23 protein-coding genes are annotated in these 20,850 nt (G+C 44.6%); 8 read left to right on the top strand and 15 right to left on the bottom strand.

Features of this window, described 5'->3' with window-relative positions:
• Window positions 1–19: 19 nt before the first annotated feature.
• The 6 genes from DESRU_RS19090 to DESRU_RS19110 form a co-directional block, all read right to left on the bottom strand.
• Window positions 20–370 carry a hypothetical protein gene (locus DESRU_RS19090; RefSeq protein ID WP_013843738.1) on the bottom strand — a complete coding sequence of 117 codons (351 nt, stop codon included), beginning with the start codon at window positions 368–370 and terminating at the stop codon, window positions 20–22.
• A gap of 59 nt (window positions 371–429) precedes the next feature.
• Window positions 430–789 (bottom strand): hypothetical protein, encoded by a 360-nt coding sequence (locus tag DESRU_RS19095; RefSeq protein WP_013843739.1) that lies wholly within the window; start codon window positions 787–789, stop codon window positions 430–432.
• A gap of 15 nt (window positions 790–804) precedes the next feature.
• Window positions 805–1,176 carry a hypothetical protein gene (locus DESRU_RS19100; RefSeq protein ID WP_013843740.1) on the bottom strand — a complete coding sequence of 124 codons (372 nt, stop codon included), beginning with the start codon at window positions 1,174–1,176 and terminating at the stop codon, window positions 805–807.
• 12 nt (window positions 1,177–1,188) lie between these two features.
• On the bottom strand, window positions 1,189–1,413 hold the full coding sequence (locus DESRU_RS19105; protein ID WP_013843741.1) for a hypothetical protein: 225 nt from the start codon (window positions 1,411–1,413) through the stop codon (window positions 1,189–1,191).
• Window positions 1,414–1,653: 240 nt separating this feature from the next.
• Window positions 1,654–1,812 (bottom strand): aspartyl-phosphate phosphatase Spo0E family protein, encoded by a 159-nt coding sequence (locus DESRU_RS20455; RefSeq protein ID WP_013843742.1) that lies wholly within the window; start codon window positions 1,810–1,812, stop codon window positions 1,654–1,656.
• A 15-nt stretch (window positions 1,813–1,827) separates the two neighbouring features.
• Window positions 1,828–2,430 (bottom strand): hypothetical protein, encoded by a 603-nt coding sequence (locus DESRU_RS19110; protein ID WP_013843743.1) that lies wholly within the window; start codon window positions 2,428–2,430, stop codon window positions 1,828–1,830.
• 723 nt (window positions 2,431–3,153) lie between these two features.
• On the opposite strand from DESRU_RS19110, the gene DESRU_RS20070 reads away from it, so the two are divergent.
• Window positions 3,154–3,534, top strand: coding sequence for a transcriptional regulator (locus tag DESRU_RS20070; protein ID WP_013843745.1), 381 nt, complete (start codon window positions 3,154–3,156; stop codon window positions 3,532–3,534).
• Between the two features lie 94 nt (window positions 3,535–3,628).
• On the opposite strand, the gene DESRU_RS19125 is transcribed toward DESRU_RS20070, so the two are convergent.
• Window positions 3,629–4,066, bottom strand: a complete 438-nt coding sequence (locus tag DESRU_RS19125; protein WP_013843746.1) for an ImmA/IrrE family metallo-endopeptidase — start codon at window positions 4,064–4,066, stop codon at window positions 3,629–3,631.
• Between the two features lie 161 nt (window positions 4,067–4,227).
• Between DESRU_RS19125 and DESRU_RS19130 the strand changes: the two genes are divergently transcribed.
• From DESRU_RS19130 to DESRU_RS19145, 4 genes are all read left to right on the top strand, one after another.
• Complete coding sequence (locus DESRU_RS19130) at window positions 4,228–4,929, top strand: LytR/AlgR family response regulator transcription factor (protein ID WP_013843747.1); 702 nt, start codon at window positions 4,228–4,230, stop codon at window positions 4,927–4,929.
• A 353-nt stretch (window positions 4,930–5,282) separates the two neighbouring features.
• Complete coding sequence (locus DESRU_RS19135) at window positions 5,283–6,032, top strand: CsxC family protein (protein ID WP_013843748.1); 750 nt, start codon at window positions 5,283–5,285, stop codon at window positions 6,030–6,032.
• 203 nt (window positions 6,033–6,235) lie between these two features.
• Window positions 6,236–6,808: a TetR/AcrR family transcriptional regulator gene (locus DESRU_RS19140; protein ID WP_013843749.1), complete on the top strand. Its 573-nt coding sequence runs from the start codon at window positions 6,236–6,238 to the stop codon at window positions 6,806–6,808.
• Between the two features lie 62 nt (window positions 6,809–6,870).
• Complete coding sequence (locus DESRU_RS19145; RefSeq protein ID WP_013843750.1) at window positions 6,871–7,557, top strand: alpha/beta hydrolase; 687 nt, start codon at window positions 6,871–6,873, stop codon at window positions 7,555–7,557.
• 57 nt (window positions 7,558–7,614) lie between these two features.
• On the opposite strand, the gene DESRU_RS19150 is transcribed toward DESRU_RS19145, so the two are convergent.
• Together DESRU_RS19150 and DESRU_RS19155 are read right to left on the bottom strand one after the other, a co-directional pair.
• Window positions 7,615–9,051 (bottom strand): NAD(P)/FAD-dependent oxidoreductase, encoded by a 1,437-nt coding sequence (locus DESRU_RS19150; protein WP_013843751.1) that lies wholly within the window; start codon window positions 9,049–9,051, stop codon window positions 7,615–7,617.
• Between the two features lie 230 nt (window positions 9,052–9,281).
• Window positions 9,282–9,935, bottom strand: coding sequence for a hypothetical protein (locus tag DESRU_RS19155; protein WP_013843752.1), 654 nt, complete (start codon window positions 9,933–9,935; stop codon window positions 9,282–9,284).
• Between the two features lie 128 nt (window positions 9,936–10,063).
• Between DESRU_RS19155 and DESRU_RS19160 the strand changes: the two genes are divergently transcribed.
• Window positions 10,064–10,708: a spore coat protein gene (locus tag DESRU_RS19160; RefSeq protein WP_013843753.1), complete on the top strand. Its 645-nt coding sequence runs from the start codon at window positions 10,064–10,066 to the stop codon at window positions 10,706–10,708.
• A gap of 276 nt (window positions 10,709–10,984) precedes the next feature.
• Here the strand turns inward: DESRU_RS19160 and DESRU_RS19165 are convergent, their stop codons facing one another.
• Window positions 10,985–11,713: a YkgJ family cysteine cluster protein gene (locus DESRU_RS19165; protein WP_013843754.1), complete on the bottom strand. Its 729-nt coding sequence runs from the start codon at window positions 11,711–11,713 to the stop codon at window positions 10,985–10,987.
• Between the two features lie 190 nt (window positions 11,714–11,903).
• On the opposite strand from DESRU_RS19165, the gene rocF reads away from it, so the two are divergent.
• Complete coding sequence (rocF, locus tag DESRU_RS19170; protein ID WP_013843755.1) at window positions 11,904–12,803, top strand: arginase; 900 nt, start codon at window positions 11,904–11,906, stop codon at window positions 12,801–12,803.
• A gap of 4 nt (window positions 12,804–12,807) precedes the next feature.
• Here the strand turns inward: rocF and DESRU_RS19175 are convergent, their stop codons facing one another.
• The 4 genes from DESRU_RS19175 to DESRU_RS19190 all read right to left on the bottom strand — a co-directional run bounded on the left by DESRU_RS19175 (window position 12,808) and on the right by DESRU_RS19190 (window position 17,337).
• Complete coding sequence (locus DESRU_RS19175; protein ID WP_013843756.1) at window positions 12,808–13,521, bottom strand: flagellar brake domain-containing protein; 714 nt, start codon at window positions 13,519–13,521, stop codon at window positions 12,808–12,810.
• A 229-nt stretch (window positions 13,522–13,750) separates the two neighbouring features.
• A complete protein-coding gene (gene msrB / locus DESRU_RS21855) occupies window positions 13,751–14,188 on the bottom strand; it encodes a peptide-methionine (R)-S-oxide reductase MsrB (protein WP_013843757.1) in 438 nt (145 codons plus the stop codon).
• Window positions 14,167–14,724 carry a peptide-methionine (S)-S-oxide reductase MsrA gene (gene msrA, locus DESRU_RS21860; RefSeq protein ID WP_013843758.1) on the bottom strand — a complete coding sequence of 186 codons (558 nt, stop codon included), beginning with the start codon at window positions 14,722–14,724 and terminating at the stop codon, window positions 14,167–14,169. The genes msrB and msrA overlap by 22 nt, the downstream gene beginning before the upstream one ends.
• A gap of 90 nt (window positions 14,725–14,814) precedes the next feature.
• Window positions 14,815–17,337, bottom strand: a complete 2,523-nt coding sequence (locus tag DESRU_RS19190; RefSeq protein WP_013843759.1) for an EAL domain-containing protein — start codon at window positions 17,335–17,337, stop codon at window positions 14,815–14,817.
• Window positions 17,338–17,535: 198 nt separating this feature from the next.
• Between DESRU_RS19190 and DESRU_RS19195 the strand changes: the two genes are divergently transcribed.
• Window positions 17,536–18,765, top strand: a complete 1,230-nt coding sequence (locus tag DESRU_RS19195) for a DUF401 family protein (RefSeq protein ID WP_013843760.1) — start codon at window positions 17,536–17,538, stop codon at window positions 18,763–18,765.
• A gap of 172 nt (window positions 18,766–18,937) precedes the next feature.
• On the opposite strand, the gene DESRU_RS19200 is transcribed toward DESRU_RS19195, so the two are convergent.
• On the bottom strand, window positions 18,938–20,653 hold the full coding sequence (locus DESRU_RS19200) for a Na/Pi cotransporter family protein (RefSeq protein WP_013843761.1): 1,716 nt from the start codon (window positions 20,651–20,653) through the stop codon (window positions 18,938–18,940).
• Window positions 20,654–20,850 lie beyond the last annotated feature (197 nt).

A 20,850-nucleotide genomic window follows, 5' to 3' on the forward strand; every position in this document is an offset into this window, starting at 1 on the left:
AACGGGAATAAAAACTCCACTACAGTGATCCCTCCCCATCCTTTAACGGCAGTTTGGTATTACGGCGATAATTTAGATAGGTCTTGCAGGTAAACCGGTCTTGCAGTTTCAACCAGATATGCTTATCCAAAGTAGTATAATAGTCAATATGTTTCACCCTTTTAAGAGCCATGTAATGGCCCCCCACAATAATGGGAATGGCTGTTAGAAAGGGAACGAAAACCGGAAAACTCAGGATGATGATTTGAATGACTCCTAACAAAATGCTGAGGATAAATGAACTACAGCTCCAGATTAATTCTCGGGTATTTAAGTCAAAACCAAACAATGAAAGAATCACGGGTTCATCTTCTTTCTTAAACGGCACCATGTACATCCTCATGTTATAAGTGAGGCCCCCGGATGAAGTCCGGGGGCCGATCTCCTTTCTTAAGTTTTAACTAACCAAGCTATAAAGCCTAAGAATACAAGTCCTAATGCGACAATGATTAAGCCTATAGTAACCCACTGAAACCAGGTTTTTGCCTCCGCAGTTTTCCTCTCATCCCCTTTAGATACCATAAATTTCCCGGCAACCCCTAATAAACAGAGGGCTGCAAAGGCACTGAATATATAGGCGGCTTTTTTAAAGATATCTAATAGTTTTTCAGATACCGCTTTATTTGAAACCTCTGTAATCCCGCTCCCTATATCAATATTATCAGCCATAGCCGAACTTACCGTTATTCCCATCATGATAATGAGGAGAAGAACAATTACTAATGATTTTTTATATGGTGATAGTGCCACTTGGTTTTCACCTCCTTAAACTTTTGTTAGATGATTCAAGTACCCCATAATCTGGGGGCCAAACATGACGAACAGAAAACCTATGAAGGCTGCTCCCAGAGCAAGCCAAGCCTTTTTAAAAAATATTCCCAGGAGAACGAGTATCCATAGAACGTTGACCATCCACCAACCAATTGATCCCTGGGCTAAAAAGTACACTTCCTGGTTCATACGGTTCAGCTTATTGACCACCTGCTCATTTGTAACCAACGGAATTCCGCTGGATACGTCGATCACTTGCTCTTGTACCATTGAATTAGTATTTTGTTCTTCTTCGGCATAAAGAGCCGGTGGATAGATGAATAGTAAGGACAACATTAGAATATAGGGGATAAATGTTTTCCTCATAGTCCCCTCCTTTTAGAGCTTAGATTTTTTCCCTTGACGGGCAATATCGATAATTTTTTTGGTGACCAGAATTGGTTTCATTACACTGTATAACACCGAGACAATTAGCATTATTGTAAAAACCCAACCTACATAATTAATTTTTGTTTGAATGTCTGCTAATACAAGAATTAAGATTGATAGGGCTAGAAATAGCAGTACTAGTGAAAAACTAATTAACCAGGCTTTTTTAGGCAACCCGTCCCCCTCCTAAAGAAACTTTCCGAGTAACCCCCCTTCATCATCATTTTTAATAAGGCAATGTCAGCAGCAGAAAAATGCAACCATTGCAGGGAAAATTCGGTTTTCAATATATCCTCTCTACTTGGTATCTAATGGACATTCCTTAGATTTAAATTAAAAGCTCAAAAAATAAAAGCCTTGCTTTATGGGCAAGGCAAAACTTGAATTGCTTAAGGGGGTCAAAAAAATCCCTGATTAGGCGGCTTTCCTCTTTCTTTGAGCCATGACGATTCGTTTATCAAGCCAATGACTGCAACGTAATACCCGGGAATGTTGAAAGCCATATTTTAATACCAGAATGACTAATCTTCTTTTACCAAGTTTAATAAGGATGTTCAATTTGTCCTCAGGCATCAAACTTCACACTCCTTATACATGACCTAATTTTCTTCCTTGCTGCAGCAACCCGGCCGACAAGAGAATTATTTTGTTATGATTAACCATCCGTTGTCCTTCTCCATTTGTCTTCTCGTCTAATATTTCACTCATTCTCCCTGGGCAGGTATTCATGTATTTATCTGCGGCAATGGGTGAATAAGATCCGTTGAAACCACAAACATTCCAGGAAATCTTTCTTATCTCCTGTACATATAAATAATGTTTGTTGATTTTCAAGCCAAGGAACATTCTCAGATGGCTTTTTTTCAGTTTAAAGCCAAATTGGTTAAAAACATAATTCTTAAGGCGCCGGAGACCCTTTGCTTTATAAAAATCATATACATTGCTCTTATACTGGCCGAATTCATCATTCATGATCTTCAGTTGACATTGCTCATCGTCAACAAAATTTTTTAATTCATTAGAATATATCACGATGTCGAATTGGGTAAATATGTATTTTATGGTATATTCCTGGCCTTTTTTAAGATACCAACGGCAAATGTCCTCCTTGAAAGGCTCCAGATAATCACAGATGTTTAAAAACTCAATTTCTCTTATGGTTTTATACTTAATTTTTCTAATTTTTCCCATATTGAGCCTCACCCCCTTCCCGAAACCCATAATAACTTAAAGGCTCCCGGAACGGGGCGAAATAGTGGGGCTGCCGAAGAACAATACTTTGTTGTTCTCATACTGGCTTCACTGACTCTCAGCGTAATCCCACTCTGCTTACCGCTTTGTTGTCAAAGAACCAACCACTGTCTTTATAACCAAGTGAGAATTTTTTTAAAGCTCACTTTAGTTAACTATTTAAATCACACAGCTAATCTTTTTTTTTTACTGAGTACTTCAAAAAAATAATCAAAACCCTGATCCGGGTATGTATTTATCATTTTAGCAATGAACTCGCTGCCGATCCCGGACGTGCCCTTTTTTACCTTGATAATCTGACTTAAGCTTATTGTTGTTTCCGCTGCCAATTTAATATCGGTTAATTTTCTTGATTGCATAAAATCTTCTAGATTTTTAATCTTAAGAGCAACATGGACATTTTCCATTACTTCTTCAATCTTTTTTATTTTTTCTCACCTGCCTTAATTTTATCATAGATGACATGATTAGCATAATTTCATATCATTAATGACAAGATATTACCATAACTACGTCATTAATGCAATATTATTTTCCGTTTTATATCTTCAGAGACACGTTTTTTTAGATGCTGCTATCCCTAGCCTTTTTCATCCCACCTGACACAATTGCCTGCATTGAGGCTATATTGTATAATTTTCCTATCTACAGGGAGGTGTTGTTTTGGGTCCAAAAGAGTTTGGTGAATATTTAGCCGAGCTGAGGATTAACGCCGGGTATAAAAGTCAGGCTGCTTTAAGCCGCAGGTCAGGAGTGAGCACTTCCACCATTGCCCGACTGGAACGGGGTGCTACTATAAACCCGGATCATGACACCCTTGCCAAATTAGCTCCCTGTCTTGATATCAGTGTTAATAAAATGCTTCAAAAAGCAGGCTACATTGCAGATCATGAAGAAATACCTGAAAAAGAAGAGGTAAAGATTGAAAAGCGATTGGTGGAGCTTGTCGCAGAACTTCCGGAAGAAGCTCAAAAAAGTCTTGAGGATTTTATAGAATATCTTTATATAAAACATCATGTAAAATCTAAATTAAACCGCTCATAAAAATGAACCATGCTAACTTTGGCATGGTTTATCTTTATCCTTTAGTCCTTACAAAAATCCTCTGATCTTGCCCGTTAGAGATTCTATTTTGTTCTTAGCTTACAGCAAGTTCTTTGTTTATAATGGCAATTTTTAACCGAATTTTAATTAGTTCTTCAGAAAATCCAAAATAATTTACCAGCTTATTTACATCTGTATTACCCTGAGCCAATGCCTTATGAAGATCATCCTGAGAAATTAAGTAATTGGCGGCCCATTCCTTGGCCAAGAGAGTCGTCCTTTCCTTTTTGCCATTGTAGCAGGGATATATCACTTCCTCCCCAGCTCTTGCAAAACTAAAATGTGCTCCTAATAATTCGGCCAGAATGGAACATATATCATTACAACTGCTGGCAATAAGACGGTTACTTAGTGCAATGGTTGATGGTATATTTGTCCCGGTACAGTAAACTCCTTGAAGTGGTTCTCTAAAATCCCAGTATAGAATATCTATTCCTTCCCCTTTAGCCATTTCCAATAATTTTGACATCATACGATTTATACCACCCCTCTAACTGTAATGATTTTATCTTTCGTATATCTTCCTGATGAATTAAAAATAAAGGTTTCTATTAGATATTTGTAGAAAAAAGAACAATACCATAAAAATCCTTTTATAAGACATATTTCTTTACTAATAGGAGCTGTTTTTTTATGAATGTGCTAATTGTGGACGATGTTGATCAGATAAGAAAATTCATAAAGACAGTTCTTCAAAATATTGAAGAAGTTAAGGAAATCTACGAAGCCTCTACACCAATGGAATGTATCAACATCGTAAGTTCTCATTCTCCAGACACTGTTTTTCTAGATATTGATTTAGATGGTAAAACCTCGGGGTTAGATGTGGCCAGAACCATTCTTGCCTTTTCTCCGGCCATACAAATTGTATTTATCACGGCACATTCTCAATATGCCCACAGTGCTTTTGACCTCGACGTTACCGATTATCTGGTCAAGCCCTTTGATGATGAGAGATTGCTGCGTGCACTTTTAAAAGTAAAGAAAAGGGCTAAACAAAAAGCTCCTTTAAAAATCCCCGTAAAGATAGGGGCCAACATATCCTTTTTAGACTATAAAAACATTTTGTTCTTTGAAAAAGTGGGCAAAAAAGTTTTAATCCATACTTATAATGAGATCCTGGAAACCTATGATACCTTAAATAATCTCTCTAAACTGCTTCCGGATACATTTATAAGAGCTCACCAGAGCTACATTATTAATATCGAAAAAGTAAGAGGCTTAATCCCAAACAACGCGGTTTCTTATACGGTCCAATTCGACCAGTCGGAGAAAACGGCTCTACTGGTTCGATCAAAATATAGGGAACTCTGTGACCTACTTTATAGGACTTAATTCCTAATTTCCACAAATATAACCAAATTTTTGTGTTGATTCAAGCCGGTTAGTGTATTTATATGTTTTTGGGGCCTATTCATATAATTAATCGGTGTGTTTATTGTGATCTAGCCAAAGTAAAAGTCCGCCAGGAAAAGGATGGCGGACTTTTACTTTGGCTAGATTTCCCTAGGACTTTTCCTTAACGAGGAGAAGAAGTTTATTTTTTGATCGGAACTTGATATGCACAAACTTTTCCGACAAAAACTAAGATAAAATTACCGGGCAAACATTTTCTTCTTTGTAACATTTTGCCAGTCCTTTTTATATATTACAGTATAAATTACAATTATTTACAAGGAGGATTCGTAATGGATAATTGCGATCTGAAATGCCTCGAAGATTGCGCTCAAGTCCATAATGTGCGTACGATGGCATGCTGCCCCAGCAAACCAATACCTGTTGCCAAAGACACGGTAAAGGTTCCGGTGGTGCTGGCCGAAACCAAAATTCAAATTGATGTGGAAGCAGACATCCAATTAGATCAACCCGCCGTTGAAATCAAACGGATTAAAAAGGATGTTTTCCTGGAGCAGTGCGAACTGGTCCTGAACAGCAACAAATTGTTCCTAAAGGGCTATGTCCGCAAAAATATTGAATATGTTCCGGTTTCCTTGAGTTCCTGCAAGGGCGGCTTCTGCGGCTATCTTCGCACCTGTACCGTAGACGTTCCCTTTGAATGCGCCACACCCATTCAATTTAGCAACAAACCGGATTTTGCAGTGCCCCGGATTGATAAGGAATTCGAATTTGAAGATGATGACGATTGCTGCTGCGACAAGAAGGAGAGCGATCATTTCTTTACCTTTGAGAAATTTAACGAAAAACCTTTCTGCGAATTAGTTTCCGCTACCATTTTTGAGGAAGACATTCACCTGCATCCTAAGAAATTTAAAAAGCAGAAGTTCTCTAAATGTTTTGTAGGCTCCTACTTTGATTGTTTTAGAGAAAAAATGGTTATTTTCCTCAAATTAAAGGTATTGCAAAACCAACAGGTTCAAATCAGCAATGCTACCAAGCCTGCTCCCAAGAAAAAATGTCGTCCTTTCTGCGGTTTTTAAAACGGTCCGCCTGGCCCCAAGTTTTGGCACAGACGGAAATATAGAGAGCAACTTAAACCTGGATCTTTCCAAAGCGTTAAGAACAGCAAACACCTCTAATTGCCTGCCTTTCTTTGGCAGGCAATTTTTCATAGTAACCCTTGACAAATCAGTGTACCTCCATATACTGAAGTTAACAATCGTTAACTAGAAAGGAAATTTTTATGGAAGCTCTTTTCTCGCATCAGGGCAAAAAGGGCGAGCTCCTAAAAGCCAGCATTCAACTTTTTGCCGCCCGGGGATACGATGCCGTATCCGTAAGGGACATCGCCAAAGCAGCCGGGGTTACTGAAGCCGCTCTATACAAACACTTTAACGGTAAAGAAGACATGTCTCTCTATATTTTTGGGGAAATCATCCGGGATTACTGCCATCGTATGCAGCAAATTATGGCTCTGGAAATAAGCGCCGTTGAAAAGTTATGCAGAATCGTATCCATGACTTATGATCTTTATCAGGAACACCCTTCGGAAATCCGTTTTGCCCTGTTATCCCAGTATAAATTTTGGGATCATCTGCCGGAAAACAGGAAACCACACCTTTTAATTAAAACCATTTTAGAGGAGGGGATGGCTTCCGGCCAAATTCCCCGGGAGGAAGTTTATTTTCTCATTACGCTTTACACCGGCCTGCTGCTGGAGCCTCTGGCCCAGTATCCCTATTTCCGGGAGGTGCTGCCGGAATTACCGGAATTAAAGCAACGGATCATGGCCAAAGTTTGGAAACTACTGACTTGATTTATTTTATGCCCTCGAGTTAACAATTGTTAACTTTTCAAATGGGAACGGGAGGAACCTGCATGCTTTTAGAAAAAAAAGCCTGTCTTATTCTTCATGGATTTACCGGCGGCCCCTTTGAAGTGCTGCCCCTGGCAGAGCATTTAAAAAGCCTGGGCTATACAGTGGCGGTTCCCATCCTGGCCGGGCACGGGGATCTCCCGGCAAGCCTGGGCCCTGTTTCCTATCAGGACTGGCTTGCCTCGGCAGAGCGGCCTTTAAAACACCTGCTGGCCGCTTATCCGAAAGTGATGGTGATTGGTTTTTCCATGGGAGGGCTCATCGGTATTCATCTGGCCCGCAAATATCCTATTCAGGCACTGGTTACCCTAAGCGCCCCCATTTATATTTTGAATATGAAAAGGATTGCCCAAAACATTTTATTATCCGTTAAAAATAAAGACTCCCGGCGGCGAATTCGCAAATACCCCGGCAACCTGATGCGGACACCGCTCCGGTCAGTCCTTCATTTTAAGCTGCTGCTGGCTAGGACAAAGCCTCTGATTCCCGGCATTACCGTCCCTTTGCTGGTGGTCCAGGGGTTAAAGGACGATACGGTTAAACCCCGGAGCGCCGATTATATTTACCGGTGGGCAGGCTCAAGCCAAAAACAGGTGCATTATCTCCCGGAATCCGGTCATTTAATTTGCTGTGATGGGGAAGCCTCCGAGGTGTGCAGGCTGGTGCAGGATTTTCTTCATTGCCGCTGAGCCATGGCCCTAATAAAAGGACCCCGGAACGCTAAAAAGCTCCAGGGGTCCTTGGATTTACAATGAAATTTTCTCTACAATATCCCGGGCCATGGCCACTCCGCAGGCCCCGGCCTGAGCCAGTCCGCGGGTGACTCCGGCTCCGTCTCCCCCGGCATATAAGCCCTTTATTTCCGTTTCAAAGCGGTTATTTAGTTTAGGATGGGAGGAATAAAATTTAGCCTCCACCCCATAGAGCAGCGTGTGCTCGGACCCGATTCCCGGTGTGACTGTGTCCAGGGCGTGAATCATTTCAATAATGCTCTTCATGGTGTTATAGGGCAATACCAGACTGAGATTTCCGGGTACCGCTTCCTTCAAGGTGGGTTCCACAAAGCCCTCCTGAATCCTTTTATCCGTTGACCGGCGGCCTTTGAGAATATCCCCGAACCGTTGGATTAAAACACTTCCGTTGGATAAATCGTTGGCTAACCGGGAAATGGATTTGGCGTATTCAATGGGTTTATTAAAAGGATAAGAAAACTTATGGGATACCAGCAAAGCAAAGTTGGTATTGTTGCTGCCCAATTTTTTATCCTTATAGGCATGGCCGTTGGCCAGCATAACCCCGCTGTGATTTTCCACCACAACGTGTCCCGAAGGGTTGCTGCAGAAGGTTCTCACCGTGGTGCCGGTGGAAGCCCTGTAGATAAATTTTCCCTCGTATAAATTCTCGTTGATCTCTTCCATAATGGTGTCCAGGGTTTCCACCCGGACCCCCACATCAACCTGATTATTGGTCAATTCCAAATGCCGGGCCTTCAGTACGCCGGACAACCATTGGGAACCGTCCCTGCCGGGCACAACAACAACCTTTGAGGCATAAAAGGCCTCTCCGGTTTTGACCTTAATCCCCTTAATCTCATAACTCCCATCCAGCTTAGAAGTGATTAGGTCCTCCACTTCCATTTCAAAAAGCATATCAACTTTATTTTTTAAAAACTCAAAAATGCTTTTTAAAATCTCCAGGTTTTGCTCGGTACCCAGATGCCTCACTTTAGCCCGCAGTAATTTGAGCCCAACACCCAGACCCCGCTTTTCAATACTTTTTACGGCCGGTGTTGTGGGGTCGGAAGTCACGGTGGTTGCTCCATGTTGTAAATTGATTTGGTCTACATACTGAATCAATTCAAAAACTTCCGAAGCCGGCATATAATCGGCCATCCATCCGCCAAACTCGGTGGTGATATTATATTTACCGTCGGAATAAGCCCCTGCGCCGCCAAAGCCGTTGGTGACGGAACAAGCAGGCAGGCAGCCGGCAACCTCTTTTTTTTCATTGGGCGGAGGACACTTCACCTGTTTTTTCTGGAGAATGGGACACTGGCGCTTATAAATGTCGCGACCTTTGTCGATTAACAACACTTTTAAATGAGGGGCCTTTAATACCAGCTCATAGCAGGTAAAAATTCCGGCAGGTCCGGCACCTACAACAATCACATCATACTTTTCCATGGTGACACTCCCCTGCTTCGATAACATATTGCAAACAACTTCATTTTGAACCATTTTAACAGATATTTCAACAACTAAATCCTCCCACCCGGGCATCCCTGCGGGTTTCAGCTTGACTTTACCTGCCTATCATCCCGTGCTCTCTTGCTCTCCGGAATAAAACAAATGAACCCTCTGTGCAGAAAACACAGGGGTTCAGCGGACCTTGAGCCGGTCCGGACTTCCATTATTTAATCGACGTCTACCCGTGCATAGTGAGGACAGCATTTATGATATTTCTTTTTACAGCAAGTATGATCATGAAAATCCCGGCACCGTTTCTTTACATCAATCTCCCTCACCCGGCAGCGGCCTTTGTCCAAATGAGGACAACAATCCTTTCCGCTGATTACTTGAGGCCTTTTCTTTATTCTGCCCACCGCCTCATGAAAATGAGGGCATCTTCTTATATATTCCGTCTTGCAGCAGGTAGAATCGTAGAAGGCCCGATTCTGTCCGCGCATATTTACATTTCGCAGTATACAAACACCTTCTACCAGATAAGGGCAGCAGTAACTGGCTTTAAAATATCTATTTTCTTTAATGGTAGAGACTTTATCTGCAAAATGCCTGCACCGTTTATGGTATCGGGATTTACAGCAGGTATCGGAATAGTAGTGTTTACTGGTTTCATAAACATTGACTTTTCTTAGTTCACAATCATAACCAACGCGATAGGGACAGCTTTCGGAGGGATAAATAAATTTATAGGTTTTGGCTGCGTAGATTTTCCGCAAGGCATTATCTTCTTGACTGCCTCTATAAAGTTCTTCATTTTCTTCCTTCACTTCACCTCCGGTCAATTGGCAAACAGCATCCTGTTTATGAAGATCGCGTTCTTCCATTTTACTTCCCTCCTTTTTGTGGCTTTAAAATAATCTATGCTGGGGCATACCCTTTTTGCCTTTCTGGTTTTGTTGGTATAATTTTCAATTTCGGTGAGACACTACTTAAAAAAATAGGGGGTAGCATTATGAATAATCAATCCTTCCCGCAAGGGCAAAATCCCACAGGGTATTCCATGGGTATCACCGGCATTCCCCAAGGAGGACATTCCCAACAAGGACAAAAAATTGGTGCCCACGAACTGCTAATGGCCCATGAAGTTTTGTCCGGTATGACCAATGGAATCAATTCCTTTGAGCTTTACCAGCCCCATATTACCGATTCTCAGCTATTGGGTATCTGGGAAAATCAGCTCCGTTTTATGCAAAGCAGCTATCAGAACATCGTGAATTACCTGCATAACCGGGGCGGCAATCAGGCGATTCCTTATCGCACGCCGCGGCCGGTCAACCCCATGTACGGGCTGCGCAATCCTTCTCCCCAGCATCCCAACAACAACATGAACCAAATTGATGACCGGGACGTTGCTTCCGGCATGATGGGCTGCGCCAAGTCTGCCGCCCTGCAGTGCACCTGGGCCGCCCTGGAATGCGCCGATCCTAATCTGCGAAACCTGCTGGCCGGTTGCGCCCAATCTGCCATCAACCGGGCCTATGAACTTTTCCAGTACATGAACCAAAAGGGCATGTACCAGGTTCCCACCCTGGCCGATAACACCACCAACACCATGATTCAGAGCTACCAAGCACCGTCAACCATGCCCATGCAATAGGTCAAAAACAAAGGGGTTGCGCAAAGAGAACCCGAAAAGCTTCCCATTGCCCAACCCCTATTTTCTGGAAAAATAATAGAACACGGATTTTACGGAGTTCACTGATTACACGGGTTTTTTAATTTTTTGTTTTAAAAAATCCGCGTAAATCGGTATCATCCGTTCAATCCGTGTTCTATTCCTGTTAGCCGGTTGTTTGTTGTGTTATCTGCCTGTTCTTTTGGCGCGCTATTAAAAAAATAGTTTCACGACACTCCCTTTTATAGCATTTTCGTGTCAGGCGGTTCCCAGGGATAAAGTCCCCGGTTTAAGGCACTGTAGAATGGGCTTAAAGGTTTTCAGTTCCAGCACTCCGGCACAAAGTTCACGCTGGTCCAATAGCAGCAGCAACCAGATCTCAAAGGGCGCCACCGTTAGGGAAAAGCTTTTGAGCCCCGGCAATTCCACCGGCCAGTTTAATTCAATGCTTTGATTCTGTTCGTCGAAATAATAATAGACGAGATTCATGGTGGTTAGTTGAGTAATCACCGGGTCGGCATTGCACCAGTCCCCCAGGCTGTCAAAATCCCGGTTTTGTTTGTTGCAGATGTGTTCACCACAAATGGCCCGGCGGCAGAGTAAAGGACGCACAGGATAAATGGAGCAACCCCCTTTTTCCAGGAAGGGGCAGTAATTTTGCCCATCGTCTCTTATTTTTCCCATTTGTTCTAAAAAAAGAGTCTGCTGACGGTCTTTCGGCCACTGCAAAGCAATATAAGGAAGAATATAAAAAAATTCAACAGGCCGACAGGCAAAAGGAAAATCCAGGCAGCATTCTCCGCAGCGGCTGCAAAGCCCGCTATCCGGATGATTGGTAATAATGTTGTGCAGCAAATGCAGCTTCTCCTGCCACAAAGAAGAAGACCAGGATTGCGGAAAAATATTTTGGCCGGAGCGAACCTTATCGGTGAATTCATTCCATTGATAAAACAAATAGGAATAATCCAAGGGCAACCTTCCCGCCATTGACTTCACCTGCTTTTTTGCTCTATCTTAATATAAAATAAAAGAATTTGGTAAAATTATTTTCCCAATATTCCGACATTAATTGCTAGATTGAATAGTAGGCTGGAATGATTAAAATTTTATGGTAATGCGGGCCATTTTGATTATAATAAAATGGGTAGCGGCAAAGAGAGAAACTGAGGTGGCTTACATGACGGTTGAAATTATCGGTGTCCCCCTGGATCTGGGAGCAAACCGGCGGGGAACAGACATGGGGCCCAGTGCTGTTCGCTATGCCGGACTGTGCCAGGCACTGGTTAAAATGGGGCTCCAGGTGGTTGACAGCGGAAATATCGACGTTCCGGTTCACGAAAGTATCAAGATGGCCAATCCCGATACCATCTTTTTAGATGAAATTCTAACGGTGTGCAGAACATTAGCCAATCAGGTCCAGGCTATTTTAGACCGGGGCGACTTTCCCCTGGTGCTGGGCGGGGATCACAGCATTGCCATGGGGACCCTGGCCGGTATACGAAAATCCGTGCCTGACATTGGGTTAATCTGGTTTGACGCTCACGGTGACTTTAACACCTTTGAAACCAGCCGGACAGGAAATATTCATGGCATGCCCCTGGCTGTGGCCACCGGCCGGGGCCACGCAAAATTAGTTCAACTAGGAGGCCTCTCCCCCTTTGTGCAGGAGGATAAAACGGTATTAATCGGTGTCCGGGACCTTGATTATCATGAAAAGATCTCGCTGAAAAATTCCAGGGTCAAAGTTTATAGTATGAAAAAAATTGATGAACTGGGCATGGCCCGGGTGGTAAAAGAAGCCATTGCCATTGCCGGACAGGGGGGAAGCGGTCTTCATGTGAGTTTCGACATGGATGTGGTGGACCCTTCGATCGCCTCCGGAGTGGGTACGCCGGTTCCCGGAGGGATCAGTTACCGGGAGGCCCATCTGGCTTTAGAATTAATTGCCGAGACGAAAATGCTCCGATCCCTGGAAATCTGCGAAGTCAATCCCATCGAGGACCGGGGGGGCAATCACACGGCCAGCCTGGCGGTGGAGCTGGTTACCTCGGCCTTGGGCAAACGAATTTTTGAATGAGCCCTTACCTTTTCCACTTGGAGGTTAGGGTTGGATAAAGATTTTCAGGCTGCTTTTTGCTTTTTAAAGCTTGCTGTGAGCTAAAAATATCGCCGCCTTTCATGGTGGGGTCCGAATATTTGCTGGCTAACTCGTCAATTTCTTCAACCACTGCTGCGGGTAAATTCATAAACTGAAATCCGGCGAAAGAAATGTTATTGCGCACCTCTTGCCAGGATAAGCGTACAGGTATTTTTCTTTTTAGGAAATCCAAAATAACATATAGGGGTTCCGAGGAGGGTTTCTGCAGCAGGCTTTCCAGATCCGGAACCAGATAAACCATCATGCCCTCTGCGGTAAAGTTGACCAGGGAAGTCTGCACGGCCTGCCCGTCCCTTTCAAAACGCACATTGGCCGAGTAGTTGGATCTTACAAACCGGGCTTCTTCCGTCCGGGTAAATTCATTGGGAATGGCCAGGGCATAAAAATCCTTGAACTGTTCCCCCAGAGCCACAATTCGGGTACTGGCAGTGTAATAACCTTGCAGCAGGGAAACACTTACGGTTACCTTTTGGCCAACACGCAGCATTAAAACCTGGCTGCCTTCCCGGGGCAGTTTAATCCAAAAATTACCCCCCTCCACCTCTGAAACGGTCGTCGCAAAAGAAGGCTGATCCGTTGTACGAATGATCACTTCCTGCTTAACAACAATTAATTTTTCCCCCGGAATAATATCCATTATCTAAAAACAACTCCTTTATCATTACTTTCTTTTCATGCTCTAAATTTATGTAATTAAAGCAGCCGTTATTAACATGCTGAAACTCTCTTCTTTACTATAATTTTCGGCTGACAGGTTCATATCTTCACCTTTCCGTTAAGAAATCCAGATTTTTCCTTACCATTGCTGTCCAAAGGATCCATAAAAGGAAATCGCCCTCTTAAGACTTGGGGGGCGATTCCGATTTTTATTCCTTTTTCTCAAATAGCCGCAGGTATGCTCCGTAGCCTTCCTTTGCCAGATCCTCCTTGGGAATGAACCGCAGGGAGGCGGAATTAATACAGTAGCGCAGGCCGGTAGGCGCCGGTCCATCGGTAAAGACATGGCCTAGGTGTGAATCCGCCTCTTTACTGCGAACTTCCGTGCGAACCATAAAGTGACTGGTATCCTTTTTCTCCCGGATGCCTTCGGCATGGAGGGGCTTGCTAAAGCTAGGCCACCCGCAGCCGGAATCAAACTTGTCCAGGGAGCTGAACAGGGCTTCCCCGGATACGACGTCCACATAAATTCCTTCCCGGTGATTGTCCCAGTATTCATTTTGAAAGGGCGGCTCCGTGGCGTTCTTTTGCGTAACCTCGTACTGCCGCCGGGTTAATTTCTCTTTCAGCGACTCTTTATTTGGCATAATTCTTTACCCCAGTACTTGTTAATAAAAGCGTCCCTGCCGGAAGCCTGCCGGTACATGTTGTAATGGAGCGGATTCCGGGCGTAATATTCCTGATGATAGTCTTCCGCCGGATAAAAGGTTGCGGCCGGAAGAATTCGGGTTGCAATGGGTTTAGGGAAGCGACCGCTTTCATTTAATGCTTTTTTGGACGCTTCGGCGATTCTTTTCTGCTCATCATTATGGTAAAAAATAGCCGTTTGGTAGGAGGATCCCCGGTCAAAAAACTGCCCCTCCTCATCCGTAGGGTCAATTTGCTGCCAAAATATATCAAGCAATTTGGCAAAGGAAGCCTCTGCGGGATTAAAAGTAATTTGTACTGCTTCCAAATGGCCCGTCCGGTGCGTACAAACCTCTTCATAGGTTGGATTTTCTTTATGTCCTCCGGTATAACCGGATACCACCCGGATGACTCCGGCGGTCTCCTTAAAAGGCTTTTCCATACACCAGAAGCACCCCCCGGCAAAGGTAGCCAATTCAGTACGTTCCTCCGTCATACAATCACCTCTTTCAAACATTAAACATAGCATACCAAAAATGCCGGCAAACATACTCCTCAGCAACAAATCAGAGATCCCAGTTAAGGGTTAATGATCCTTCAAGGGCTTTTTACTACCAGGAGCGTCGCCGCACTCTTCCGGCTCCGGCCTGCCCAGATAATACCCCTGGGCGTAATCCACTTTCAGCTCCTGCAGCTTTTTCAGGTCCTCCTCATTTTCCACAAATTCGGCCACCGTTTTTTTGGACAGGGTCTGCGCCACGGTGTTAATGGCTTGCACCAGGGCGCTGTGAGTATTTTCTTGGTGTACATTACGAATAAAGGACCCGTCGATTTTAATGTAATCCACCGGCAGAATCTTTAAATAGTAGAAGGAAGAAAAACCAATACCAAAGTCATCCAGAGAAAACCGGCAGCCAATCTTTCTGAGTTCGCTGATCCAGTTCTCCGCCCGGGACAAATCTTTTACCGCCGCGGTTTCCGTTATTTCAAAGCCGATCCTGGAGGGATCGATGTTATTCTCCCCAACGGCCTGCTTAATAAATTGCAACAAATCTTCATCACCCAGACTGACCCCGGATAAATTTATAAAAAGCTTCTTATCCGGGCTCCGCGCCAACACTTTCAGGGAAGACTCAACAACCCAGCGGTCAATCTGAGGCATCAGACCAAAGCGTTCGGCCACCGGAATGAAGCGGTTGGGAAAAATCAATTCTCCCTCGGTGTCCTTCATCCGCACCAAAACCTCGTAATGGATGATGTGACCGCCTTCAATAGAGACAACCGGCTGGAAATAGAGGACAAAACGGTTTTCCTTCAAGGCCCCTTTAATGAGGGTTACCATCTGATTGGTTTCTGAAAAATGACTGGTCTCATCTTCCCCGTTCCTCAGGAAGGCAATCCGATTTCTGCCGCCCTCTTTGGCCTTATAAAGAGCTGTATCCGCCAGGGCCAGAATCCTGCTGGGCGGCATGTCTCCCTCCACCAAAGTAATACCGATGCTGAGACTTACATTAAAACACGACCGGTACATTACCAGGCACAGCTCGCTCTCATCGATTACCCGCCGGAGTTTTTCCGCTACCACCATGGCCTCTTCCGCAGCGGCTCCTTCCAATAACACGGCAAATTCATCCCCGCCCAGGCGGGCTAAAAAGTCCTCTTCCCGCAGGTTGTTGCGGAGAATTCCGGTCAGGGACAGCAGCAGCCGGTCCCCCGCGTCGTGCCCCAGGGTATCGTTGACCATTTTAAAGTTATCCAGATCAATCAGCAAAAGGGCGCTTTTTCTGCCTCGTTTAGCTCTAGCCACCGCCCGCTTAAGGGTCTCCTCCAGAAAGAAGCGGTTGGGAATAGAGGTCAGGGAATCGTGGGTGGCTAAATATTCCAGCCGCTTCTCATTCACCTTCTGCTCGGTAATATCCCGGATGGATTCAATGGCGCCCACCAGTTTTCCCTCATCATTAAACAAGGGAGACGCGGTGGCCCACCAGTAGGTCCCCTCTTCATCTCCTCTTTCCGGGAAGAAGATTTCTGCAAAAAGGGTTTTCTCTTTATTCTTGATATAGTTGTATTTCCCCCGGATTTCCGGATAATCGAAAAAAAACAAATCAATTAAAATAGGTCTGGCCTCATTATAAAAGGCTTTGGCATAGGCATAATCCCCTTTGCCGATAATCTCCTCTTTGCCAACCCCCGACATCTCCTCCACCGCTCTGTTCCAGGCAATCACCCTTCTGTCCTGGTCAATAACAAAAGTGGCGTCGGGCAAAAATTCAATGATATTTAGCAATTGTTGATGAGCTGAGCGTAATTTTTCTTCGGAACGCTTGCGCTCCTTGCGCATTCTCTCAATGGCCTTGGCAATATAACCAATCTCATCCTGTGCCTTCACCACAATTTTAGTATCCAGATCTCCCCGGGCCAGCCGATTTGCCGAATGGACCAGTTCCCGCACCGGCCGCACCAGGGATTTGGTTAATACCCAAACCACACTGACAATCATCAGCAAGTTGAGATAAAAGGTGGCGCCAACATTCCACAGGCAGTTTCTAAACAGGCTATCCACATATTGCTTGTTGGCTCCCATATAGAAAATGCCGATGTTTTTTCCGGCAGAATCTTTAATGGGTTTATAGGCGGTCTGGTATTTAATTCCCACTACCTCCGCTTCCCCCCAATATTCCCGTCCCTCTCCGAGAACAACCTGGGCTACTTCCTTCGACACCTTAGTCCCGATGGCCCGGCTGCCGTCTCTCATTATATTGGTGGCAATACGGACATCTCCCTGAAAAACAGTACAGGTGTTGCCGGTCATGCGGCCAATTTTATCCACAATTAAATTATTATTGTTCATGCAGACATTCCCCTTGCAAAGCTTGCCGTTCTCCAGCATCCAGTCCCCGGGATAATGGGCATCCAGAAGGGCCTCTCCCATCTGCAGATCCCCCTTTACCTTTTCCAAAGCGGCCTGGGTGGCGTTGATATGCACCTGCCTGGTTATCCAGAGGATTGTGGCAATGTGAAAAATGATGACCACCAGAATAACAAGGGTTATTCTCCAACGAATGGTATGAAAATCAAACAGGTTAACCTTTTGTCTGATTTTTCCCATGTACCCCAGCTCCCAGTGTAGAGAATCTAAAGGATTGATTTATTCGCGGCTTCCCCATATTCCTTTAATTTTTCTTATAAGAGGGAGCCTTTTAGTCGACAAAATCTTTATTATGACGTTTAGAAGAATTCATTTTTCTGGTATGATCATTGTAAAATAAATTTCGTATCAAAAATATGTTACTTAGAAGGTGCGGCCATGTTCCCTTTGTTAAAAGTTCTTGCTATTTTTCTCATCATCATTATTATGCTGCGCAGAAAATTCAGTCTGGGAGTTACCATGCTGGTATCCACCAGTGTCCTGGGTTTTCTTTTCGGTCTAGGCTGGCTTCCTTTAATCCGGCAGGTGGGTTTGACGCTGGTTAGTCCGTCCACGGTAGAATTAATTGCCGCACTGGTGCTGATTATGATTTTAGAGTCTGTGATGCGGCAGACCTTGATGCTGCGGGCCATGACCGATTCATTATTTAAACTTCCCTGGAACCCCCGGGTACTGCTTATTTCTATCCCGGCCATCGTTGGCTTTTTACCCTCCGCAGGGGGCGCCCGTTTTTCCGCTCCCCTGGTGGCTGCGGCCACCTCCGGTTCACCCTACCGCTCGGAGGATAAAGTGTTCATTAATTTCTGGTTTCGGCATATCTGGGAATACTCTCTGCCACTCTATCCGGGACTGCTCCTGGCGTCTCATTTTTCAGGAATTCCCCTGTCAACCATATTGATCTGGCAGTGGCCCTTTACCGTTCTTTGGCTGCTGCTGGGTTATTGGTATGTATTCAGGCGCTATAAAAAAGAAGATACTGTTGAAAAAATAAAGGCCGCTAAACCTGACCGGCCCATCCCTCAGGAGGGCGCAAATCCTCTGAAATCCCTTGTTGCCAATACCTGGCCCCTGTGGGCCACGGTGATGCTGGTGCTTGGCCGGGTCCCCATTGTGCCGGCCTTGAGTGTGGTGCTGGGTTTGTTGATTTTTCAAAAACGTTATTCCCCCAAAGCCATTTATCGTACGTTAACCGACCGGCTAACCATACAAATTGTTTTTTTAACCTGGGGCACCATGGCCTTTAAGGATGTATTGGAAGTATCCGGTGCCATTCCCCAGGTAAGCGGCGCCATCTCATCCCTGGGCATACCGACGGACATCATTATCTTCTTATTGCCTCTGATGATCGGCCTATTGACCGGACTGGTTCAAGCCTGCATTGGGGTGGCTTTCCCGCTGGTCATGTCCATGATTGAACCTACGGCAGGGTATGTTATGCTGGCCTACGTTTCCGGAGTGGTGGGAGTCATGCTGTCTCCAGTTCATCTCTGCCTTATTCTAACGGTTGAATATTTTAAAACGGATTTTATGCGCTCCTACAAACCCCTGCTTCTTCCCGGCATGACGGTGGCGGCGGTTTCACTGGCGGCATTTGAATTATTAAAATAAATTGAAGCATTTTTCCCTTAAAGGAAAAGGGGCACCCCTGCATTTTGCAATGTAACGGCTGCCCCTCATTCATTTATACTGTTACTACACAAGCCTTGGAATTCCTTTAATCCCGCCGGATAATCTTCGCTTCCCTTTACCGCCCCAAACACCGCGCTGAGCGGGAGGCTGCTTAATTCACCGCCGAGCCTCTGCTTTGACTTCCTTTACCGTTGCCTTCCCAAATCTCAGAGGGCGGGGTCAAAATCAGGGCTTCATCATGCCAGGTGCAGGAAACTTCATCGGTAAGCGCCATGGCAATATTTTTTAAATGTTCACTAATTCTTAAATAGGCATTAATCACATCCATATGAATAAAACTGGTGTTTTCTGTCTCTGTCGCACCTCTTTGCATGCGGGCAATATGGCTCATGCGTAAACGAAATTCCAGATCAACAATATCTTCCTGCAGAGACTTGGCCTTTTCCGCCAGCAGGCAGTTATTGGTGGCAAAGGCTGAGTTGACTATATAAAGCAGTTCCACAATTTTATTATGCATGGCAATAATATCTTTATGCCCTTCTGCAGAGAAATCAACATTGTTGGCATTTTTAGCTTCCGCTTTATATAAAATATTTTTCTCAATAACATCTCCAATGTATTCGTAATCCCTGACAATATGAACCAGGCCCATGGCTTTATTAAACTCATCCCGGCTTAACTGCTGCCGCAGCAGGTGCGTTAAATATTTATTGGTGGCATTGGACAGAGTATCCACATCCTCTTCCTTTTGCCGCAGCCTTTCGGCCTGATCAAAATCAAAGTTTCTAAACAAGGCATAAATTCCTTTGGTCATATCCGCCACATGATCGGAGATATGCATAATCTCTTTGGTGGCCATACCGATGGCCAGCTCCGGGCTGGGGAACAGGCTTTCATCCAAATACTTCGGCTTAACCCCTTTCTCCGCCTCTTCCTTTTCGGGGACAATAAACTCCAGCAGCCGGGCAAATTGAGGTACAAAGGGCAGAAACAAGCAAACCATGGCAATATTGAAAAAAGTGTGGGTATTGGCCACCTGGAAACCCGGAGAAGAGAACAGCCGCGCCATGATGGCCGCCAGGTAGTCCACAAAAGGAAAGAACAGCAGCGCAGCGGTCACGTTAAACAACAGGTGCGCGGTGGCTACCCGCTGGGCTTCCCTGGAGGACCCCAAACTGGATAATACCGCGGTAAAGGAACTCCCTACATTGGCTCCCAAAAGCATGTAAATGGCTAATTCCAGTCCAATCATATGCTGCATGGCCAACAGCATGATAATCCCGATGGTGGCGGCACTGCTGGCTACCAAAAAAGTGAAAACAGCGGCCACCATCAGGGCTATAATTTCATGACCGTTTAAATGGGTCAGTATTTGCACAAATAAAGGATCACTCCTTAAAGGAGCCATAGCCTCAGCCATGATTTTAAGTCCTAAAAAGAGCAAACCCAAGCCGATTAAAACATGGCCAAGGCGCTTGTATTTGTTCTTTTTACTATAAAAAATAATCAGCGCCCCTATTCCCACGATGGGCAGGGCGATTTCAGTCACCTTCAGTGCAATGAGCTGAGCCGTGACGGTGGTACCGATATTGGCTCCGAGAATCACCGCCAGGGCTTGCCTTAGCGTAATAATACAGGCACTGGTTAAACTGACCAGCACTACCGAAGTGGCTGTGCTGCTTTGAAACAAGATTGTGAGAACAATCCCTAAGCCCATGGCGATGATTCTATTTTTGGTTAAGGTCGTTAGGGCCTCCCGCAGCTTTTTCCCCGCCACCTTCTGCAGCCCGTCGCTTAACAGGTGCATACCGTATAATAACAGTCCCATTCCTCCGACCATACTTAAAATTGCTTCTTGCCATACCATAGAACCTCACCCCTTAAAACTGCATATTCTTTTTTTCACAAATCAGTTAATTAAAAAAAGTAGCCCTGGGTGCTACTACGACTACATGAACAAATAAGAAGTTTTGTTAACATAATTTTAATCAATTCTTAACAAAGTGTCAAACCATAGAATGACATTTTTTAAATAAAAAAAGGGAGCATCTAAATCCCTGCTCC

Source organism: Desulforamulus ruminis DSM 2154 (assembly GCF_000215085.1).
Lineage (GTDB): Bacteria > Bacillota > Desulfotomaculia > Desulfotomaculales > Desulfotomaculaceae > Desulfotomaculum > Desulfotomaculum ruminis.